Origin of the sequence: Flavobacterium sp. (assembly GCF_027533505.1) — a bacterium.
GTDB lineage: Bacteria > Bacteroidota > Bacteroidia > Flavobacteriales > Flavobacteriaceae > Flavobacterium.
In genome coordinates, this window is record NZ_JAPZUB010000010.1 from 56,445 (window position 1) to 76,683 (window position 20,239).

A 20,239-nucleotide genomic window follows, 5' to 3' on the forward strand; every position below is an offset into this window, starting at 1 on the left:
CTATGAAACTATCCGAATTCATCGCCAAACCCACAATATCTTTTGAATCTATTTTTGAACAAGATATTCAATTGTACTCATTTACTATTCCCTGTCAATCGTTGTTTACCCCTAACTTTGAAATCGAAAAAGATAAACATCCGCCTATTTTAAGTGAAATTATTGCTACACTTAATCAGGTTCACAGTCCTACCCTATACTGGTTTGAAACAGAAACTGCTGAAGAAGTGATGCACTTGAATGAAGCCTTAAATCAATTTCGATTACTACAAAAATCTGATGATCCAAATAGAAGAGTAGTACCTGCTGTCAATAGGAAATTTTTAAATAAATCTCTTGAACCAAGTAAAATATTGTATGTTGGAAAGCGTCATGAAGGTCATCGCAAAAGAGATGGGTTAACCAATATATCGGGTAGAATGGTTATTCATTTTGGATACTATCCTAAAGGTACTACTCAGGGATTACAACTAGCTCATTGGTGCACTACATATACAGGTACACTTCGACTAAAGGTTATCGCTCTTCCTAATGAAGCAAAAGAATACTTAGAGTTATTGGAAAAAACATTAGCAAAACAACTGCGTCCCCTTTGTGGGCAACATTAAACTACAATTATGAAATTCGGTAAAACCATAAAACTATTTCTTATTGACGGGGATCCCAACGGACGCATGACTTGTGAATTGTCAAATTGGACGGGGAAAGCCTATAAAATTCCGCGTATCAAAGTAAAGGATTGCACTGACCGTCCGGATTTAAATAGTACGGGGATTTATCTTTTGTGTGGCAAAAATGATGAGGGAAAAGATATTGTGTACATCGGTGAGGCGGAATCTGTGTTGAAACGCCTCAACCAGCACATCGCCCAAAAGGATTTTTGGAATGAAGCCATCGTATTTATTAGTAAAGATGAAAACTTGAATAAGGCCCACATCAAATACTTGGAGAATCGTTTGCATGAAATTGCCAAAAAGGCCAATCGTTATGCTATAGAAAACTCGGTTATCCCTACCCTGCCCGCTATTGCTGAATCGGATCGCGCCGAGATGGAGGAGTTTATTGAGAATATAAAGTTACTTATTAATACTCTAGGACATAAAGTCTTTGATGAAAAGCGAGAAATTACAACACAGAAAAAGCAAGAACTTTTTGTAATCAAAGCAGCCCGAGGGGCAGATGCAAGTGGTGAACCAACTGCAGATGGCTTTGTTGTTCTTAAAGATTCAAAAATTGCTACTACTACCACTGCCTCCATGAGTCCATCACTACTTAAACTTCGACAAAAATTAATTGATGAAGGGACTATTGTTCAAATTGAAAATCAATTATCACTCAATGAGGATTACATATTCACGAGTCCTTCACTTGCAGCTGCAATCGTAATGGGCAGAAATGCTAATGGCTTGGAAGAATGGAAATTGAAAAATGGACAAACGTTAAAAGGCTTTGAATTAACGAATCAAAATGTGGAGTGAAAAAAGATGCATCAATCAATCGTCTTCCGAAAAAGAATGTGCTGTGATTAGTTTGGATGTAAATCCGAAGATTCGAGTTTGGCAAGAAGAGATACGAGAGAAGATTAGAACTTATTTACATGATTAAAATATGGCCTAATGTATTGATTCTATTTTTATCTTTATAATCTAATCGATATATATCCATTAGCCATGAATTTACAAGCCAAAAAATACTTCCTTTTTATTGATGAGAGCGGTGATCACGGATTAGTAACTTTAGATGCTTCTTTCCCTGTATTTTTATTGTGTGGCATGTTAACGAGTGAGGAGAACTACGCCGTCATTCATGAAGAAATTAATACGATTAAAAAAGAATTTTGGGGTGACAAAGATGTGATATTGCATTCCAGAGATATTCGAAAATGTGAAAAAGAGTTTCAAGTATTGTTCGATTTAGAAATAAAAGCTCGATTTTATGAACGAATTAATGCTTTGATTGAAAATAGTAGGTATCGAATTTTGGCCTCGGCTATTCAAAAAGCGAAATACATCAAAATGTATGGTAAGTTATCCAATGATGTCTATGAATTGGCTTTATCATTTATTATTGAGCGGGCTATCTTTTGTTTGGATGAAGTAAAAGGAGTTTCCAAACAATTGGAAATAATAATTGAAAAACGAGGTAAAGTTGAAGATAAAAAATTAGAGGAACATTTTCAGCGATTAAAAGCTAGAGGAACTGGTTATATTTCTGCTGAACGATTGGAAGAGGTTTCTTTGAAAATTACATTTAAAGACAAGAAAGAAAATTGTAATGGACTACAACTTGCTGATTTGATAGCCTATCCGATAGCACGCTATGTCATTGACCCCAAAAGAGCTAATCCAGCATTTGATAAACTAGCCCCAAAGATTTATAGAAAAAATGGAAAGCGATATGGGCTCAAAGTTTTCCCCTAAAAACAAAAGCCAAACAAGTGTTTGGCTTCTACTCGACCGGGGACACCCCAATCCTTTTATCGTTGATACTGAATATCAATTTTATACTGCAAATATAGTAAAGAATTGAATAGAATAGAACGCGTTACCAAAAAAATGTTCTAATACAGTATTCCAGTGAAACTCCGATAAAAGACAGCATACTTAGTTAGGCTAATAACTCCACACTTTAAGTACCTACTTCCCTCTCAATAATTATCAAAAAGTGTCTGTTGATAGACATTCCCATTAAACTTATTGATCAATTCCAGGATAAAATCGTAGTGTTTTACGTAAGGGTTGGGCAGGGTAATGCGATAAGCTTATTTCAACATTGCCCCATTTCACTTACCTAATTAAGGAATTGATTAGTACCTTCATATCTTCCGATGGTCGTCCATATTTTCTTCTTTCATTTCGACCTGCTCTCGTAATTGAGTCATTGATTAGACTATTCAGTTCTCCTAGATTTGCATCACACCAAACGGGATGATTACGGTATACTTCGTAGTTAAAAATATAGTGATTTATGGTTCCTATTACCCTTTTGTTATTATTGGTTGGACAAAATACTATGGGTTGGTGCTTTTGGATTATGATTTGCGCTAAATTTCGCTCGATTAAATTATCAAGTGTCAACTGGTCTATCAAACGCGTTAAAAATAGATTATCGAGGTTTTTAAGGTCTGACTTTTTAACGTTTTCAAGAATAACACAATAGAATGATTTATTGTTTACAAAAATCAAATTTTTTGCTCTTTTATAAAAAAACAGGTGTGCATTCCAATCTCCAATTTCGCTACTGCCTATTCCATCATCTAAAGTATGTGAAATCTTTATCATCAGTTCATTTAACTTTTTTGAACAGTATATTTTTGCCATGTGAAAAATTTTAAATCGTTAGTTTTTTTTCATACCATTTCAAGTAGTGCGATTTATCTCCCTTGCTATAATTCTATTTAATGAAGATGCTCACTTTACAACCCACATTTGATTTAAAATAGTTTTATGAAATGGTAACTATTTCCCCTTACTTTAATTATAATCGTTTATAAATCTAATTGATTTTATTACCGTTTTTAAACAGATCGCTACCTTGTAATCATTTCTATTTTCTCCATCAAAATATTAAACCGTTGTTCTCTAATTAGGGGATGAATATGCATTGCTAAGATTTCATCTGCTTGTTTATGATTTTTGATTGTGGACAATTCCGCTTTTATAAAGTGAAGAACTTCCTCATCGGCTGCTAAAATTTCATCTACTATTGTTGTGCAATTGTCTATAAGATAGATAATGTCTTCGAAATCGTGACTGCCGTAAAAATCATTTTTCCCTCTATCGTTGAAAGCTTCTAACTTGGTAGCTAAAAAATAAGGTGAAGGCAATATATTTATGCTTGTTCCGTCAGCTAATGCTATTTTTTGTAAGTACTTAAAACCAGGTTTATACCATCTATTTGAAATACCAATACTACTATCATCCGCAGGCATAATGTCTACTGCAATATTTTTATATTGGTATGAACATATGGATTGGCCTTGTGGATCTGGATAGAATTCTAATGCTGCAAGGCGTTCTTGCATTTGAGCCCATTCGTTATAATTGGCTAAATTAATGGTCATGTCAATATCAACCGTAGGACGAATTTCTTCAGCTGCTGGATCATCAGTATATAAACTGATTACCGCTCCACCAATGAATACCATTTTATCGTTCAATTCTTGTAAACCTTGCGCAACTTGAGCCACTAAAGCCAGATTTATTACTTTGTTATGCATTTAGAATTCTTTTTTCAAGCTCTTTTTTTGCGATTTCTTTTTCTCTAATTCGTCCAACTCTTATCGCATCCACCATTGTAAGTAATTCATATAGTTCTTTATCATTTAAAGTGGCCTCGACCACAGTACTATATAGGGGTTCAATAGCTTGGCCTCTTTCCAATCCCCTAGCATAGGGCCAAACATACTTTTCGTGTGATTTAACAATTTGATTTAAAGGTTCTGCTGCATGTGCCGTTAAAACTCCCCTTACGATAGCTCCAGGTTGCTGAGGAAAAGCATAAGCAACACCATGAAGTAAAAACTCAGTTAATGCCAATTTGTTCACTTTTTTTCTTGTATCATCAATTAATCCTGCATATCTAGAACGATTCAGGGATTGACTGACTTCAGATTGACTTATCCCAAGTTCTTGAGCGACCGTATGATGAAACCATGTTTTTTTATCAAGTGCTATGATTTTTAATAAAATTACAATGTCTTGAGGTTTCAAATTATTTTTAGCTTGTGCCATATACTTTATATTGCAATATGCAATATTATACATTATTTTCCTCTAAAACAACATTCTAACGGCCTATATTTCATATTGCGATATACGATATTTCATTGCAAAGGCTTGTGACTTTAATGAATCTTGTTTTCTTCCTGCAAGAGAGCTTTTAATACCCATCAAACAACGTCTCTTGATAGACATTCCCATTAAACTTATTAATCAATTCCCGGATAAACTCGTAATGTTTGACATAGGGGTTGGGAACCATGATCAATTGTACATTTTTTCGTTGAATTAGCTCCTTTTTGAGTTTGTCGGAGGTCATGGTTCTTTTGTTGTGGTAATGCTCTGACCCATTTAATTCAAAAATGACTTTGGGTTGGTTGTTTTCGTAGAGTACGCCATCGAATTCTTTTTTGTTGACTAATGGGTTATCGCGCTCTTCGGGAAATACCGTGCTTACTTTTACATTTCTGCGAAATTGGGTGCCTTTGATCGAACAGTACTGGTGCATGGTTTTGTAGAATTCATCTTCAAACTTCGAATTGTTGGAAAAACCAATCGTCAACTTATTGACTTGGCTTTGGGCTACTTCTGTAGTCCCATTATGGTAGGCATAGGCAATCAATGCATATAAATCGTCGTCTTTTTGGGACAAGGTTTTAATGGCGTCAAAGTCGGCAACCACAATTAAATTTTCTTTGGCACGGGTAACTCCCACATTCAACAATTCACTATTGTTTTTAATCCAATCATAGGTCTTTGGAGACGTTTTGGTGGACAAGGCCGTAGAGATAATTATCGTTTTGTTTTCTTGTCCCTGTACTTTGTGAATGGTACCACAACTTACCGAGGGATGAATGGTGCCGGCTTTTTTGGCTTCATTGAGATAGTAATTGATGACTTCCTCTTGATGGCGGAAAGGCGTTAGAATAAATACATCCGATAAATTATTGTTTTGGATATAGTCGACTATAGCTAAAGCTTCTTCTACCTGTCCATTTTTATTTTTTTGATGGACATTGGCTACCGAAAGTAATTTAACCATGCCCGTGTTCCCCACAGCCGTCAGGTTTAAGCGCTGGTCGTAAAAACGCTTGTTTGAATAGTTAATGATTTTTTGGCCGCAACGGTAATGGTAGCTCAATAAAATCTCTCGCGAAATGGCGTCTATTTTTTTATAGGCCGAGAGTATCGAATTATGGTAATAGTCGTATTCCTCTTTGATTTTAAACTGTTGTACCAGTTTACTGTTTTTCTCTTTATCAAAAACGATGATGGGTTTCAGTTGGTTGGTATCCCCTATCAACACCATATTTTTACACTTGGATATGGGAATCAAACTGGTAGGAATTTCGCATTGCCCTGCTTCATCGATGGTCAACAAATCAAACTTAAAGCGCTGCCCCAAACGTCGGCTCGAAATATTGGTGGTGAGGATGATGGGAAATACTTTGGTTAGCTTTTCCAGATTCTTATCGTTTGATAGCCAAGTATTGAATTCTTTGACTTGTTCGTTCTCCTCTTGGATATGCAAAATTTCAATTAATTCGATATAGTCTTTCGTTCGTAAACGTTTGATGTATTTCAGCGACTCGAAATAAAAGTACTGGAGTAAACTGTAGTTGTCTTTGATGATTTCGAATATCCCTTTGATATCTTCATCGGTCGTTTCGGGAATAGTATTGATTTTGTTGAGTAGTCTCTCGCGTTCTTGCTCTAATAGCCAGTACTTCCCTTTGGCCAACAAACCGTCAATAAACTCTAGGTTTTGCAATAAATCGGTACGCTCCTCGTATTGTTGAAGCTTACGTACCAACTGTTGGTTTTTGGCTTTTGAATTTTCTTTCAGGTTATGCAATAGCGTTTCTTTGGGCACATCATTAGTTTTGTAGTCGTACAATTTTTTGATGGTTTGCAGGGCTTCCAGTGTGCATTGCTTATTTCCTAGGCGAAGAAAAGGAATTAAAATCTCTTTATTTTTATAGGTGCCAAGATGCAGTTTTTCTTTGATCCCATCAATAGGTACATTGTTATTGGAGGTAATAAGCACCGTTTTATTGTTGGTTAAACAGTTCACTACGATATTCAGAATCGTTTGTGTTTTCCCGGTGCCAGGAGGGCCTTGCACATAGGTAACGGGATATTTCAACGAATTGTAAATGGTGCGTAGTTGGTCAATATTTACATTTTTATCGTACAATACGATGTGGGGTTCAGCCCTATTCTTTCGGTCCAACAACGAAGAATTTTTAAAAAATGCTTTTAAAGGGATTTGCATTTCTTGGTTTTCATATTCGTTATGAATCTGCTCAAATATGGGGGCAATGTCAATTTTGGAATAGCCAAGTACGACAATTTCGGGTCGGGTGTTGGGCAATTCGCCTTGTTTGAAATTTTCGCTAATGGAGTGTATCGTTTCGGCGGGGGCATCCAAATACTGTTCTTCAAAATCGGATGGATTCAAATCCGTATAATACGATAAGGAATATTTGATGTCTTTGATGTAAAAATTGGGATTGAAGTGCGTAGCAGTTCCTACCCGTAGGGTTTTCTTTACGGGGTCGTAGGTCAGTTCGCGATAGGCAACCACAAATTTACCTTTGGACTCTAGGTCAATTGAAAATTCGCATAGTGCTAATTTATAGTCGTAATGTTTTGTATAATCATCATGGTAAATTTTCTTGATAATTTGTTTTTGCTGCTCGCTTGAAAGTGGATAGGGATTATTGTCCTTTAGGACTGACAAATCAATTGCTTCAATAAGATGTGTATTGTGCAAAAAGGGGTCGTTATTGGCTTTGTGGCATTCGAGATAATAATTCAAAATATCATTGTTGTAACGGTCAAATTCATAGACGGCCAAACTATCTTCTTCAGCTATTTTCGATATCAGTTGTGGTGGAACGTCATAATGGGAGAACTTGAGTAGTTCAGCGGACTGTATTCCCGAAATAGAAATTGTCTTTTGGTATAAAGGTTCGTCCTTCATGACATTAAACATATTCACTACGATTTTATCATGCGGAGTGATGTCTAAAATGGCAATCCAAAAGGGGTTTACTTTTCCTTCTTTGTTTTTGTATTTAATGCTCAGGTATCGCCCTGATCGAATGGCTTCAGCGATAGCGACAGTTATTCGCTTATGTATCATTTTCGTGCTTATCTACTTTCTGTTGGGAATTCTGTTGTATCAAATATAAGGAGTTTGGAGGGAAAATTTAGAATTTAGTGACTAGTGATTAGTGACTAGTCATTAGACGTTAGACGTTAGTCGTTAGAGTGACTAGTGACTAGTGACTAGTGACTAGTGATTAGTGACTAGTCGTTAGACGTTAGTCGTTAGACGTTAGAGTGACTAGTGACTAGTGACTAGTGATTAGTGACTAGTCGTTAGTCGTTAGTCGTTAGACGTTAGAGTGACTAGTGACTAGTGACTAGTGACTAGTGATTAGCCTCGAAACTTCGGGGGTGATTAGACTTTGGCCTTTGGACTTTTGTTCTACTGAAAAATCGTTATTTTTACAAGAGTGTTCATTTTTAAATTGCATGTCCAAAACCCGAATTTTTATCAGTAGTGTGCAAGTGGAGTTTGCAGTAGAGCGGCAACTGGTGTATGACTATTTACTGGCAGACCCGTTATTGGGTCGTTTTTTTGAGCCCTTTTTGTTTGAACGCTTACCTGCTAAGAATCAAGCTGTGACTTCGGTCTATTTGCATGCGGTAGAACAATGTGCTGTGTATCTGGGGTTACTAGGTGTGCAGTAGGGTTATGAGGACGCCGAAGGGCTATCGCCTACAGAGCGGGAGTTTGATCATGCTACCCTTCATCATAAAACCCGGTTGATTTTTTTGACCGATCATTCTATAAATGAGCGGCATCCAAAAGAGATTAGACTCATCCAAAAAGCACAACAAGTGGTGGTTCGCAAACAGTTTGGATCCCCCGATGAACTTAAAGCAGCGGTCTATGCAGCGCTTGTGAATTATCTCATCGAGAAGGAGTTGATTCGCACTGGGCCGTTTGATGCTACGTTTCACCCTACCGCTTCACTGGACGCTCTTTCGGAAGAAAAAATACGTGCCTTTATTCGCATTGCCCAAACCCGACGCGGGTTTAAGTTGGCCGACACCACTCCTCTCCTTTCGGTTTTGGAACATTTGAATTTGGCTGTCGATGGAAGACTAACGCATGCTGCCTTACTTCTTTTTGGCAACGACCCACAACGGTATTTTATCAACTCTGAGGTTCGCTGCGCCCATTTTCACGGTAGTGAAGTCGCCAAACCAATTCCCTCCTATAAAGTCTTTAAAGGCGATGTATTTGAATTGGTCGATCAAGCAGTTGACTTTGTCTTGGCGAAACTGGATTATACGGTGGGAACTCGTTCACAGTCCAACACGATTCCAGGTCACTATGAAATTCCACGTGCTATGGTGGTGGAAGCAATTGTCAATGCAGTAGTCCACCGGGATTATACCCATAACGGTAGTGTGCAAATAATGCTGTTTAGTGATCGCTTGGAAATTATCAATCCGGGGGCGCTTCCGTTGGGTTGGACCACCGAGAAGCTGAAAGGGCTCCATATTTCGGTACCTGCCAATCCGCTGTTGGCCGAACCGATGTACTTGGGAAGTTATATCGAGCGTTTGGGTACGGGAACGGCAGATATCATTCGAATCGCGCAAGAACACCAGCTTCCAGCGCCTGACTTTGTGCAATCGGATGACTTTAAAACGATACTTTACCGCCCCTTTACCCCTCAAGTACCCCTCAAGTACCCACCAAGTACCCACCAAGTACCCGACAAGCTGCCCTCAAGTTGGCACCCCCACCCCATGGATTATGCTACTATTGGTATTGAAGTACGGAATCTATTAAAAGTGGTGGTTGGTGAAATGAGTCGGCAAGAGCTACAAGAGGCCCTAGGACTTAAAGACCGGGTGAATTTCAGGACGAATTATTTGGATCCAGCCGTTCAAGCCGGACTCTTGGTGATGAAATTCCCGGGTAATCCGAGACATCCTAAACAAAAATATAGGGTTACGGAGAAGGGTGAGGAAGTAAAAAGGGAGTACTTGCCCTGAGGTAGTGATTAGTCGTTAGTCGTTAGACGTTAGAGTGACTAGTGATTAGTGATTAGTGATTAGTGATTAGTGATTAGTGATTAGTGATTAGTGATTAGTGATTAGTGATTAGTGATTAGTGATTAGTGATTAGCCCCGAAACTTCGGGGGTGACTAGTAGTTCGTCTAAAAATCAATGTTCTGCCTCTTTCCTCTTTCTTCTTTCCTCTTTCCTCTTTCTTCTTGCAGCGAAGCGGTCTTGCTTCTTGCAGCGTAGCGGTCTTGCTTCTTGCAGCGTAGCGGTCTTGCTTCTTGCAGCGTAGCGGTCTAGAAAAAATTAACACTAGGAGCGCTTGAAAATCCAAAATTTCGTGAATACTTTGCAATGTTTCATTTTTAAATTACTCGCTATGACTACACTTCGCCGTACCGCTTCTCTTTTACCGTTGCTTTTGATTCCCGCGCTCGAAATGGGACTTACCCTTGGCCTTTTGGGGTTGTGGCGCTATGCAACGGCGCGTCGGACTACCGATCCTGCGTTGGAAAAAATCATGTTGATTCTCTTGGTGCTGCCCTTATTGCTCCACTGGATGCATGGCTGGGGTAAAGAGGCCTCACGCCGGTCTACGTGGACGTTTGCCGTGATGAGTTTGGCCCTCTTGGCGTTGGGGATAGTGCTGCAAAACCTCTAAATGGAACCCTATGAAGTTTGGCTTTCGAAAACCTTCCCTCAAAAAGCGAATAGCGGCTCGAACCTCGATAAAGCGGGTAATTCGCCATCAATTGGGCCTTAAAGCGCCCCGCGGCTGGGGATGGATTACCAATCCCAAAAAAGCGGCTTACAATCGGGTATACCAGCGCACTTCCCGAGGCTGTATGGTCTCACTACTCGTCATGCTCAGTTTTTTGGTGATGGGGGTGCTATGTATTTAGCTTGGGCGTTTTGAAAAAAAGCCCCCAGTAGTATGCATGATGCCTATTAACTGAAGTCTATCTTAACCTACGACTTCGGCGAACTTCATAAACATGATTTACATTCCCATCAATTTACCTGTATTTTATGCACTGAAGTTCCTGATTCGTGACGGATCACCAAAAGGTAGCTCCCTGAAGCTAAGGAGGCCACAGGCACTGGGAAAGCCTCGGTGAGATTGACCGAATCTTGAGTGTAGCACACGCGTCCGATGGCATCTACCAATTGAAGATTGGCTTGGGTTAACGTACTGCCTATTGCGCTTATATAAACTACTTCATTGGATGGATTAGGATACACTTGAAACGACTGACTTACTGTTGCAACTCCCAAAGTATTTAAGGTAATGATGCCTTGATAGGGTTTTGCATTGGAAAGGGTCAACGTAACTTTAACCGTGTCGAGGGTAGTAAATGGGGGTAAATTGAAAACGGCAACACCATTGGAAATGAGGGCTGTTCCCAAAATTTGATCGTTTTGTGTGATGGCTACACGAGCCCCGTTATGGGGTGAAAACACTTCAAGTAGTCCGCCCGAAGCGCTCATGGTCGCTACATGGGTGGCCGTAAGATTGGTAGTTACTTTGTTGCGAAATAATGTAGATGGATCGCCAAAGAAAATCCACGTTTGCATTACTTCTTCAGCGGTCATACTTTGATTATAGGTCTCCAGCATACTCACTTGTCCATTGTAAAACAAACCTCCTAATGTTGTTTTGATATTATCGCTGTCACTACGAATAATCAACTCGGCCATTTCATCTTGGGTTTGCATCGGTTCGGCCCAAGCCATCAAAATCGAGGAACCGCATGCCGCAATAGCGCCTGCTGGACTTCCTTGGTTTTGTAGTCGAGTAAAGGTTTCGCAAAAAGCGGTTTCGCCCACAAAAGTTCCATTGTTACAAGCTACCGAAACCACAAAAGGATATTTTCCGTTGTTTACTAATGCACTCACATCACCCGAAGTATAATCCCCTGTCGATACGCCTTGTGTCCAGCCGTGACCGGTATAATTTAGGAGTCCAGCCCCTTGATTTAACGCTGAAGAAATCATCGAAGAACTTGGACTACCCGCGGCATCATTCCCTCCTTGGGATCCGTCATAAAACTCATGAACTGTCGTATACCCATTGGTCAATAAAAGTGCGCGTATATTGCGTAAATGTAACCAATCAGGTTCGCCGTCATCGCCATATCCATCGCCTTCGTCTGAACCAATTCCAATGGCTTTGGTCATCCAATCGCCTGTTAATGGGTTGGTTTCATACTCTAGGGTACGATTTACCATTGTTTGGACTTCGGAAACTGAACCCGAAAAACGTCCCACCAACACCTCTGGAAAGAAGTCAGTGCCATCCAATTGACCGTAATACGAATCACTCCACAACTCTTCTTGTTCGATAGAGGTTCCGTACGAAAAACTGGGAAGATGCTGATGATCGCCCACAAGCATTACATAAACCAGACTGGGATTGGCAGCGTAAAAGGAGGCAACAAAACTTTTAATGGATGCAGCGGTTGTTCCGGTTTGCGCCAAAGTGGCTACTGTGGTCTTCATCCCACTTTCTATTTTCCACTGCACCCAGGGTTGAAGGGTATTTACATACGCTGAGGGTGTGATGACAAGCATATCACCGTGTTCGCTCACGGGGAGGTATTGTGGGGTGTTGATGAAGACCTGTTCATACATCCGTTGAAACTCTTGGGGCACGGCAGTACTTTGGGAAGTAAATTCGTTGATGCCCTGTTGTTGCGGTTGGGTGGTCACCCTCACACGTATGTTTTGATACACCCGTAAAGTTTGGGTCACCGGATTGTATTGGTAGGGATAAAAGGAAATTGTTGCTCCCCGTGTAGAACGAAACACAAAAGGGTCGCTCATATGGGCTAATGTTCCTGGGTAGAAAGCATTTTGACTGTATTCAGGTCCGAACACAAACGGAACTTTTGCGGGATCAACATTCCGCTTCAAACTGCCTTTGGAGGGTAAAACTGAAACCCCAGTATACTCTATAAAACCATCATGGGTTATCGTGAATGTAACGGCACCTGTGTGGGGCACTTGAACCGATTCGGTAAAAACTGGAACGGCTGGAGCCCCTTTTTGCATGGTAAACACTTTTGCTACTTGACTGAAATCAACATATGCTTTTCCCGCTACTATTGTTGATAGAGACTGAAAAACAGGAGTTTGGTTTTGAAGTGTCAGATCATCCCCTTGTGAAGCTACCAAGCGTATTTGTTGCGCCTGAAGGGATCCAAATATACCCAAACAGCAGAGAAAAAGTTGTATTTTTTTCATCACTAAGCAATTTTTTATGGTGATTATTTATTAAAAAACATGGTTTATCAAAAATAAGCAGAATACATATAGAAACAATAAAAATTCATTATTTGTACAAGCTTTTTTTTCTTGTTTTTTTTTAACCGCAAAGACCTCTTGGGTTGTTGGAAATAACATTTTTAAAAAATAGACGTTAAACTTACGATTTTTGATTTACGACTAATCATTTGACAATGAGACAATGTGTCAATGTGTCAACCTGCCTGCCGGTTGGAAGGTGTGTTGATTTGAAAATAAGGTGAGTTGAAGATTTGGAAATGTGTTGATTTGAAAATGAGGTGATTTGAAGATTTGAAAATGTTCTTTCTAAGAAATAGATGTTTACTGAAGACTGATGACTGAAGACTGAAGACTGATGACTGTTGACTGTTAACTGTCGACTGTCGACTGTTGACTGTTGACTGACGACTGTTGACTGTTGACTGTTAACTGACGACTGTTGACTGTTAACTGCAAACTAACCACAAATTTTTACTACTTTTACCGTAAACAAACCAAACTACTCCTATGGAAGAATGCATTTCCGTTTTTGATATGCTCAAAATCGGTGTGGGACCCTCGAGTTCCCATACGTTGGGCCCTTGGCGAGCTGCCGAACGTTTTTTACATGAACTCCGCGACCGAAATCTATTAGACCAAGTGCAGGAAGTGACCGTCGATTTGTATGGTTCCTTGTCGCTCACGGGAAAAGGTCACGCCACCGATTTGGCCGTCATGCTCGGGTTGAGTGGGCAGGATCCGGAGTATATTCCCGTTGATCAAATTGATTCCATTATACAAACCATTCGGGACACCCACCAAATACAATTAGGCAACACTTATACAATTGCTTTTCAACCTGATACACACATTCAGTTTCATAAAAACTTTTTGCCGTTTCATGCCAACGGATTGCAATTTACGGCCGTGACTCCGCAAGGAAAAATCACAGAAACGTATTACTCCATTGGCGGTGGTTTTGTTGTGAAAGAAGAACGCACCAATGCCAAGAAAAAAAGCGCTATAAAATGTGCCTTTCCTTTTCCGGTGCAAACCGCTGCCGAACTTTTGCAGTATTGTCAAAACGAAGGGAAATCTATATCAGAATTGGTGTATGAAAATGAGAAATCCATGCGCTCAGAAGAGGAAATTGACCGCGAATTACTTCGCATTTGGCATACCATGCTCGAGTGTATGTACATCGGATGCCATACCGAAGGAACCTTGCCCGGGGGACTAAATGTGCGTCGTCGTGCCTTTGACATGCATCAAAATCTGATCGGAACACTTCCCTATCAAACTCCCCAAGAATGGTTGGAGGTGATTCGGAAAACGGAAGTAAAGTTTCGCCAAATTCTAAAATGGGTAAGCTGTTTTGCCTTGGCAGTCAATGAAGTGAATGCTGCGCTGGGTCGGGTGGTTACGGCCCCTACCAACGGCAGCGCAGGGGTCATTCCCGCCGTACTCATGTATTATATGGTGATCGAAAACCATCAAGCGGGTGCGAAAGAAATCAAACAATTTTTACTGGTAGCCGGTGAAATTGGATCTATTTTCAAAAAAGGGTCGACCATTTCAGCCGCTATGGGGGGATGCCAAGCCGAAATTGGTGTATCCTCAGCAATGGCGGCCGGAGCCTTGTGCGAATTAATGGGTGGAACTCCCGAACAGGTGCAAATGGCAGCCGAAATTGCCATGGAACATCACTTAGGCATGACCTGCGACCCCATCGGAGGCTTGGTACAAATACCCTGCATCGAGCGCAATACCATGGGCGCCATTAAAGCGATCAATGCGGCCGAATTAGCGCTAGAAACCGATGCCAAAAACGCTAAAGTACCCTTGGATAAAGTCATCCACACCATGTGGGAAACGGCCAAAGATATGAACCACAAATACAAGGAAACCTCAGAAGGTGGCTTGGCCATCACGGTAAGCCTCTCCGATTGTTAAAACATAAAAGTGACTCCCGAGGTCCACAACCATTGGGTGGATTGCCCATTCAATACGGGTTCGGTAGCACTAAGGTGACGCACTTCCGAACGGATTTTGCAGTAGGTATTGATCGCGTAATCCACATTACCCGAAACACCCCAGGTTGTCAAGGGGAAGCCAACTTGTATTCGTGCTTGTGAGGGGTCGGTGTAATACGTTATTCAAAGCGCAACAAATCGGTTTGTCCCCAAGCAAGCAGCGGAAATAGAAGCCAAAAAAAGATTCTCATGAACGTCGTCGGGTATCGATAATACTGATGATTTTCCATGTGCCTTGTTCGAGGTATAACGTAAATACATTGACCCCCTCGTGACTTAATTTTCCGTTGATATAAAATTGATAGGGGGTCCATGCTACAGCCATGGCGCCGTCGATTTGAATGCTGTAACTTAGAATGCGTTCTTCAATGGCTAAAGCAGCAGGCAAAGAGGCAATGGATTGAAAAAAACGCGCAGGCGGGTCTTCCGTGAGTTGGGTTCCTTTGGTTTGCGTCGTGGTAATCGATTGCAAGCGTAGTGAAGGATTGCAAACCGCTCTCATTTTGAGCGAATCGCGTTGGTGAAAGCCTTCAAAAAATTGTTCTATCGTTTGCTTTACGACCGCTTCTTGCGCGAATGTTGTAAGGCTAAAAAATAAACAGCAGTAAAAAAGAAATGTTCTCATCGGGTTCTCATGGTTTTCTAACGTGTAAAAATACCGTATTTGTGTTAAAAAAACAAATCGATTTTACTACTTTTACAACCATCAACCTCAAAAACCATACACCCATGTCGGTAGCCAAAAAAGATTACAAAAAAATAACCACCAAATCCTTGGTCGATATGAAAGCCCAAGGTGAAAAAATATCCATGCTCACGGCCTATGATTATACGATGGCTAAAATCGTGGATTCGGCGGGTGTCGACGTGATCTTGGTAGGCGATTCAGCGAGTAATGTGATGGCGGGACATGAAACGACCTTACCCATCACCTTAGACCAAATGATTTACCATGCTTCGTCGGTAGTGAGAGCGGTAGACCGTGCATTGGTGGTTGTGGATTTACCTTTTGGAACCTATCAATCGGACCCTAAAGAAGCTTTGCGATCGGCCATTCGCATTATGAAAGAAAGTGGAGGGCATGCGGTAAAATTGGAGGGCGGCTCGGAAATCAAAGATTCGATCAAGAAAATCTTGAATGCAGGTATCCCAGTGATGGGGCATTTGGGACTCACGCCACAATCGATCTATAAATTTGGTACCTACACCGTGCGTGCCAAAGAAGAGGCTGAAGCCGAAAAATTGTTGGAAGATGCCAAACTCTTAGAGCGTTTGGGTTGTTTTGCGCTGGTGTTGGAAAAAATACCCGCGGCATTGGCCGAAAAAGTCGCTTCACAATTGCATATTCCGGTCATTGGTATAGGGGCAGGCAGCGGTGTTGACGGTCAAGTCTTGGTGCTCCATGATATGATTGGCATGACCCATGAGTTTAGTCCACGGTTCTTACGACGGTATATGAACTTGTATGAAGACATGTCGCAAGCCATTGGACAGTATGTCACTGATGTGAAAACGAAGGACTTCCCCAATGCGAATGAGCAATACTAATTTTGTTATTGAGAATTTTGAATTTGACATTGCCATTGTCATTGAATTTTGAAATTGTCATTGTCATTGAATTTTGAAATTGCCATTGAAATTTAACCACCCAAACACGCACTAACTCTTTTTTTATGAAAATTGTAAGCACACCCGAAAACCTACAGGTGTTGTATGAAGACAACCACTTGATTGTGGTTAACAAACGGGTAGGCGATTTGGTGCAAGGCGATAAAACGGGCGATACCCCTTTGCCGGATTTGGTTAAAGCGTATTTAAAAAAGAAATACCATAAACCCGGCGATGTTTTCCTGGGTGTAGTCCATCGGTTAGATCGCCCCACCACAGGTTTGGTAGTTTTTGCCCGAACATCCAAAGCTTTGGAGCGGATGAATGCCTTGTTTAGCCAACGGGAAACACAAAAAACATATTGGGCTGTAGTGCAACAACCGCCACCACAAGCCGAAGCTACCTTGACGCATTACCTCAAACGGAATCCGCAAAACAATACCTCAAAAGCTTATCTAAAAGCAGTTCCCGACAGCAAGTTGGCCCAATTATCGTATACCACCTTGCGCGTTTTGGATCGGTATACCGTATTGGAGATAGCGTTGCATACCGGACGACATCACCAAATACGAGCCCAACTGGCGGCTATCGGTTGCCCCATCAAAGGGGATTTAAAATACGGTTTTCCTCGAAGCAATCCCGATGGAGGAATTCATTTGCATGCCCGTCAATTGCAATTTATTCATCCCGTAGCTAAAGAACCCATAACCCTCATTGCACCGCCCCCCGAGGATGTGTTGTGGAATGCAGTCCGCTAAAATTCTATGCTATTCATTTGTTAAAAATAAGTACCTTTAACCCAAATCCCCCACCTATGAAAAAACAGTTGCTACCGCTTTTGGTACTCTTTAGTCTTTCAATTTCAGCACAAGAACAGTACACGGGTATTGGTTTATCGAGTCGTGTAGGTGTGCTTAATGCACAGTTCAACCCTGCTGAACTTCACAATCAATCCAACAAATTTGACATTCACCTCATTGGTTTCAATGCTCGAGTGAGCAATAACAAATTGGGGGTTGATGATATTATCAATAATGACAACCTCGAAAACATCCTTTTTCGCGGTACCGATCCTGTAAACCTGAGGGCCAATGTACAAGCCATGGGGTTGGGTATGAGCGTAAAGTTTAAACGTTGGACCCTAGGCATTAGCAGTACTTTTCACGGTAATTTAGATATTATTGATGTGGACCCACGTTTGGGTGATGCCTTTGTCAATGCAGGTATCAATGCGTTGGTTGGTGGTTCGGCTACGGTGGCAAACAATTACAACCAACGGGTAAATGGAACGACTTGGGGCGAACTTGGGGCTACTGCAGCGTTTAGTTTGGTGAACAAAGCCAAGCACAAACTCAATGTGGGGATCACTGGAAAACTTTTGTTTCCAGGGTCGTATGCCAACTTGGGGATGGATCGCTTTAATGGCACAATTTCGCGGGTGGGAGGCATTGCTTTATTAACCAATACCCAAGCTTCGGTTAACTTTGCCTATTCGGGAACGTTAGCCAACAGTTTTACCCAATTTGACAACTACCGTGAATCGGCTTTTGGAGGATTAAATGGCGTGGGGGCTGATATTGGAATCAATTACCAATTGCGTGATACACCGCCCGAAAATCCGAAGAAAAATCAAAATCGATACAAACTCAACTTGGGATTGGCGATTCGCAACTTGGGCGCGATGACCTTCAACGACAACAACAACCAATCGACCAATTACACCCTTTCGATACAAGGTACCCAAAGTTTGAACTTAAATCAATTCGAAAATGTTGAAAGTTTGCGTGAAATCGAGACGATTTTATTGAATAGCGGTTATTTGACACGAACCGATGGAACGCGCGATTTTCGGGTACAACTCCCCACCACACTCGCGTTGTATGGCGATGTCAAAATTATTCCGAAGTTGTTTGTTTCGGCCTATTTGTTGCAACGCTTAAATAATGTGGAGGTCAACGATCAAATTGCTGCACAAAATACATTCATCGTGACGCCTCATGTGGATTTGGGCTTTTTCGAAATTTTTGTTCCCTTCACCCAAAATGAAATTTCAGGCTTTAATACCGGCTTGGCGTTCCGTGCCGGTGGCTTTTTTGTAGGGTCAAGTTCGGGTGTTACCGCGTTGATGACCAATCCCAAGCAAGCCGACTTGTATATGGGGTGGCGTATTGGAATCTTCTAAATGATGAAGCTGGCCACTGACATCCGCTATCGCAAAGAGAAATTAAAAGCCCTTCGTGCAGCCATAATCGCACACGAAGAAGCGCTTATTGAGGCCTTATACTGCGATTTTCGAAAACCAGCTTTTGAAACGGTAGTCACTGAAACCCAGTATGTAATTGCCGACATTTCCTATACCCTAACCCATTTGAACCACTGGGCAAAACCGCAGTGGGTTTGGCCATCTTTACTCACGTTTCCCAATACCGACCGAATTTACCGGCAACCTTATGGCGAAGTATTGATTATCGCCCCTTGGAATTACCCCTTTCAGTTGGCCTTGTCGCCCTTGGTAGCCGCTATTGCAGCGGGCAATCGAGTCGTATTGAAGCCCTCCGAACTTACACCGCACACTTCAGCTTGTATCCAAACGATTATCTCCGAAGTATTCTATCCTGATGAAGTTCGAGTTGAACTAGGCGATGCCACGGTTGCCCAGCGTCTCTTGGCGCAACGGTGGGATTATATCTTTTTTACAGGAAGTGTGGCCGTGGGAAAAATAGTAGCGGCGGCGGCGGCACAACACCTTACGCCTGTGACCTTGGAATTGGGTGGAAAGAGTCCGTGTATCGTGGCAGCGGATGCAGATTTGAAAGGAACGGCACGACGCATTGTGTGGGGAAAATTTATCAATGCGGGACAAACGTGCATTGCCCCCGATTATATTTTGGCCGATGCGCGAATCATTGAGCAATTGCAAGAAGCATTGCAGCAGGCTATACTTGAAGCTTATGGCAAAAACCCGCAAGGGTCTCCCGATTATGCGCGTATCATTAGCGATAAGCACTGGCAACGGTTGGTTGCAATGCTCTCGGAGGGTTCCGTAGTTTTTGGGGGAACGTATGAGGCGGAAGAGCGCTATATTGCCCCTACACTTATTCGAAATCCTATCGCGTCTAGCACATTGATGCAAGAGGAAATTTTTGGCCCGTTACTTCCTATACTTTCTTATACTAACGAAGGGGAGCTACAACAAAAAATCGGACAATTTGAAAAGCCCTTGGCATTATATGTATTCTCTAATTCTACTGCTTGGGCCCAAAAACAAATTGAGACCTTTCGTTTTGGCGGCGGTTGTATCAACGATACCGTATTGCATTTCAACAACAAGCGCATGCCTTTTGGCGGTGTGGGTCATAGCGGCATGGGCAGCTATCACGGGCACTGGGGATTTGAAACGTTTAGCCATCGAAAAGCAGTCACCCAAAAGCCCTTTTGGGGAGAAGTTCCAATGCGATTTGCGCCTTACAGAGGAAAGCTAAAAATTGTAAAAAAAATCATGCGCTATCTGTGAAATAGTT

The 20,239-nt window shown here is 41.4% G+C and carries 19 protein-coding genes; 12 read left to right on the forward strand and 7 right to left on the reverse strand.

Annotated features, from left to right (window positions below):
• Positions 1–2 precede the first annotated feature (2 nt).
• The 3 genes from O9316_RS03210 to O9316_RS03220 all read left to right on the forward strand — a co-directional run bounded on the left by O9316_RS03210 (position 3) and on the right by O9316_RS03220 (position 2,420).
• A complete protein-coding gene (locus O9316_RS03210) occupies positions 3–608 on the forward strand; it encodes a hypothetical protein (RefSeq protein ID WP_298205329.1) in 606 nt (201 codons plus the stop codon).
• Between the two features lie 9 nt (positions 609–617).
• Positions 618–1,478: a GIY-YIG nuclease family protein gene (locus O9316_RS03215; protein WP_298205330.1), complete on the forward strand. Its 861-nt coding sequence runs from the start codon at positions 618–620 to the stop codon at positions 1,476–1,478.
• A 192-nt stretch (positions 1,479–1,670) separates the two neighbouring features.
• The gene (locus tag O9316_RS03220; RefSeq protein ID WP_298205331.1) at positions 1,671–2,420 is read left to right on the forward strand and encodes a DUF3800 domain-containing protein; all 750 of its coding nucleotides are present in this window, start codon (positions 1,671–1,673) and stop codon (positions 2,418–2,420) included.
• A gap of 366 nt (positions 2,421–2,786) precedes the next feature.
• Here O9316_RS03220 and O9316_RS03225 read toward each other — a convergent pair whose 3' ends face one another.
• The 4 genes from O9316_RS03225 to O9316_RS03240 all read right to left on the reverse strand — a co-directional run bounded on the left by O9316_RS03225 (position 2,787) and on the right by O9316_RS03240 (position 7,869).
• Positions 2,787–3,320 (reverse strand): hypothetical protein, encoded by a 534-nt coding sequence (locus O9316_RS03225; RefSeq protein WP_298346970.1) that lies wholly within the window; start codon positions 3,318–3,320, stop codon positions 2,787–2,789.
• A gap of 209 nt (positions 3,321–3,529) precedes the next feature.
• The gene (locus O9316_RS03230; RefSeq protein ID WP_298205333.1) at positions 3,530–4,219 is read right to left on the reverse strand and encodes a nucleotidyl transferase AbiEii/AbiGii toxin family protein; all 690 of its coding nucleotides are present in this window, start codon (positions 4,217–4,219) and stop codon (positions 3,530–3,532) included.
• A complete protein-coding gene (locus tag O9316_RS03235; protein WP_298205334.1) occupies positions 4,212–4,733 on the reverse strand; it encodes a hypothetical protein in 522 nt (173 codons plus the stop codon). Before O9316_RS03235 ends, O9316_RS03230 begins: the two co-directional genes overlap by 8 nt.
• A gap of 148 nt (positions 4,734–4,881) precedes the next feature.
• The gene (locus O9316_RS03240; protein WP_298346973.1) at positions 4,882–7,869 is read right to left on the reverse strand and encodes an ATP-binding protein; all 2,988 of its coding nucleotides are present in this window, start codon (positions 7,867–7,869) and stop codon (positions 4,882–4,884) included.
• Between the two features lie 395 nt (positions 7,870–8,264).
• Here O9316_RS03240 and O9316_RS03245 point away from each other — a divergent pair, with 395 nt between their 5' ends.
• The 4 genes from O9316_RS03245 (at position 8,265) to O9316_RS03260 (ending at position 10,715) form a co-directional block, all read left to right on the forward strand.
• Positions 8,265–8,483 (forward strand): DUF4062 domain-containing protein, encoded by a 219-nt coding sequence (locus O9316_RS03245; RefSeq protein WP_298205336.1) that lies wholly within the window; start codon positions 8,265–8,267, stop codon positions 8,481–8,483.
• An 84-nt stretch (positions 8,484–8,567) separates the two neighbouring features.
• Positions 8,568–9,803: a Fic family protein gene (locus O9316_RS03250; RefSeq protein WP_298346975.1), complete on the forward strand. Its 1,236-nt coding sequence runs from the start codon at positions 8,568–8,570 to the stop codon at positions 9,801–9,803.
• Between the two features lie 389 nt (positions 9,804–10,192).
• Positions 10,193–10,474 carry a hypothetical protein gene (locus tag O9316_RS03255; RefSeq protein WP_298205338.1) on the forward strand — a complete coding sequence of 94 codons (282 nt, stop codon included), beginning with the start codon at positions 10,193–10,195 and terminating at the stop codon, positions 10,472–10,474.
• 10 nt (positions 10,475–10,484) lie between these two features.
• Positions 10,485–10,715: a hypothetical protein gene (locus O9316_RS03260; RefSeq protein ID WP_298205339.1), complete on the forward strand. Its 231-nt coding sequence runs from the start codon at positions 10,485–10,487 to the stop codon at positions 10,713–10,715.
• 109 nt (positions 10,716–10,824) lie between these two features.
• Here O9316_RS03260 and O9316_RS03265 read toward each other — a convergent pair whose 3' ends face one another.
• On the reverse strand, positions 10,825–13,056 hold the full coding sequence (locus O9316_RS03265; protein ID WP_298205340.1) for a C25 family cysteine peptidase: 2,232 nt from the start codon (positions 13,054–13,056) through the stop codon (positions 10,825–10,827).
• A 549-nt stretch (positions 13,057–13,605) separates the two neighbouring features.
• On the opposite strand from O9316_RS03265, the gene O9316_RS03270 reads away from it, so the two are divergent.
• Complete coding sequence (locus tag O9316_RS03270) at positions 13,606–15,030, forward strand: L-serine ammonia-lyase (RefSeq protein ID WP_298205341.1); 1,425 nt, start codon at positions 13,606–13,608, stop codon at positions 15,028–15,030.
• Here O9316_RS03270 and O9316_RS03275 read toward each other — a convergent pair.
• Positions 15,027–15,182 carry a hypothetical protein gene (locus O9316_RS03275; protein WP_298205342.1) on the reverse strand — a complete coding sequence of 52 codons (156 nt, stop codon included), beginning with the start codon at positions 15,180–15,182 and terminating at the stop codon, positions 15,027–15,029. The two genes, O9316_RS03270 and O9316_RS03275, sit on opposite strands and share 4 nt — an antisense overlap.
• 115 nt (positions 15,183–15,297) lie before the next feature.
• Positions 15,298–15,735 carry a nuclear transport factor 2 family protein gene (locus O9316_RS03280; RefSeq protein WP_298205343.1) on the reverse strand — a complete coding sequence of 146 codons (438 nt, stop codon included), beginning with the start codon at positions 15,733–15,735 and terminating at the stop codon, positions 15,298–15,300.
• Positions 15,736–15,839: 104 nt separating this feature from the next.
• Between O9316_RS03280 and panB the strand changes: the two genes are divergently transcribed.
• From panB to O9316_RS03300, 4 genes are all read left to right on the forward strand, one after another.
• Positions 15,840–16,658 carry a 3-methyl-2-oxobutanoate hydroxymethyltransferase gene (panB, locus tag O9316_RS03285; RefSeq protein WP_298205347.1) on the forward strand — a complete coding sequence of 273 codons (819 nt, stop codon included), beginning with the start codon at positions 15,840–15,842 and terminating at the stop codon, positions 16,656–16,658.
• Positions 16,659–16,783: 125 nt separating this feature from the next.
• Positions 16,784–17,476: an RluA family pseudouridine synthase gene (locus O9316_RS03290; RefSeq protein ID WP_298205344.1), complete on the forward strand. Its 693-nt coding sequence runs from the start codon at positions 16,784–16,786 to the stop codon at positions 17,474–17,476.
• Between the two features lie 56 nt (positions 17,477–17,532).
• Positions 17,533–18,900, forward strand: coding sequence for a DUF5723 family protein (locus O9316_RS03295; RefSeq protein ID WP_298205345.1), 1,368 nt, complete (start codon positions 17,533–17,535; stop codon positions 18,898–18,900).
• A gap of 3 nt (positions 18,901–18,903) precedes the next feature.
• The gene (locus tag O9316_RS03300; protein WP_298205348.1) at positions 18,904–20,232 is read left to right on the forward strand and encodes an aldehyde dehydrogenase; all 1,329 of its coding nucleotides are present in this window, start codon (positions 18,904–18,906) and stop codon (positions 20,230–20,232) included.
• Positions 20,233–20,239: the final 7 nt, after the last annotated feature.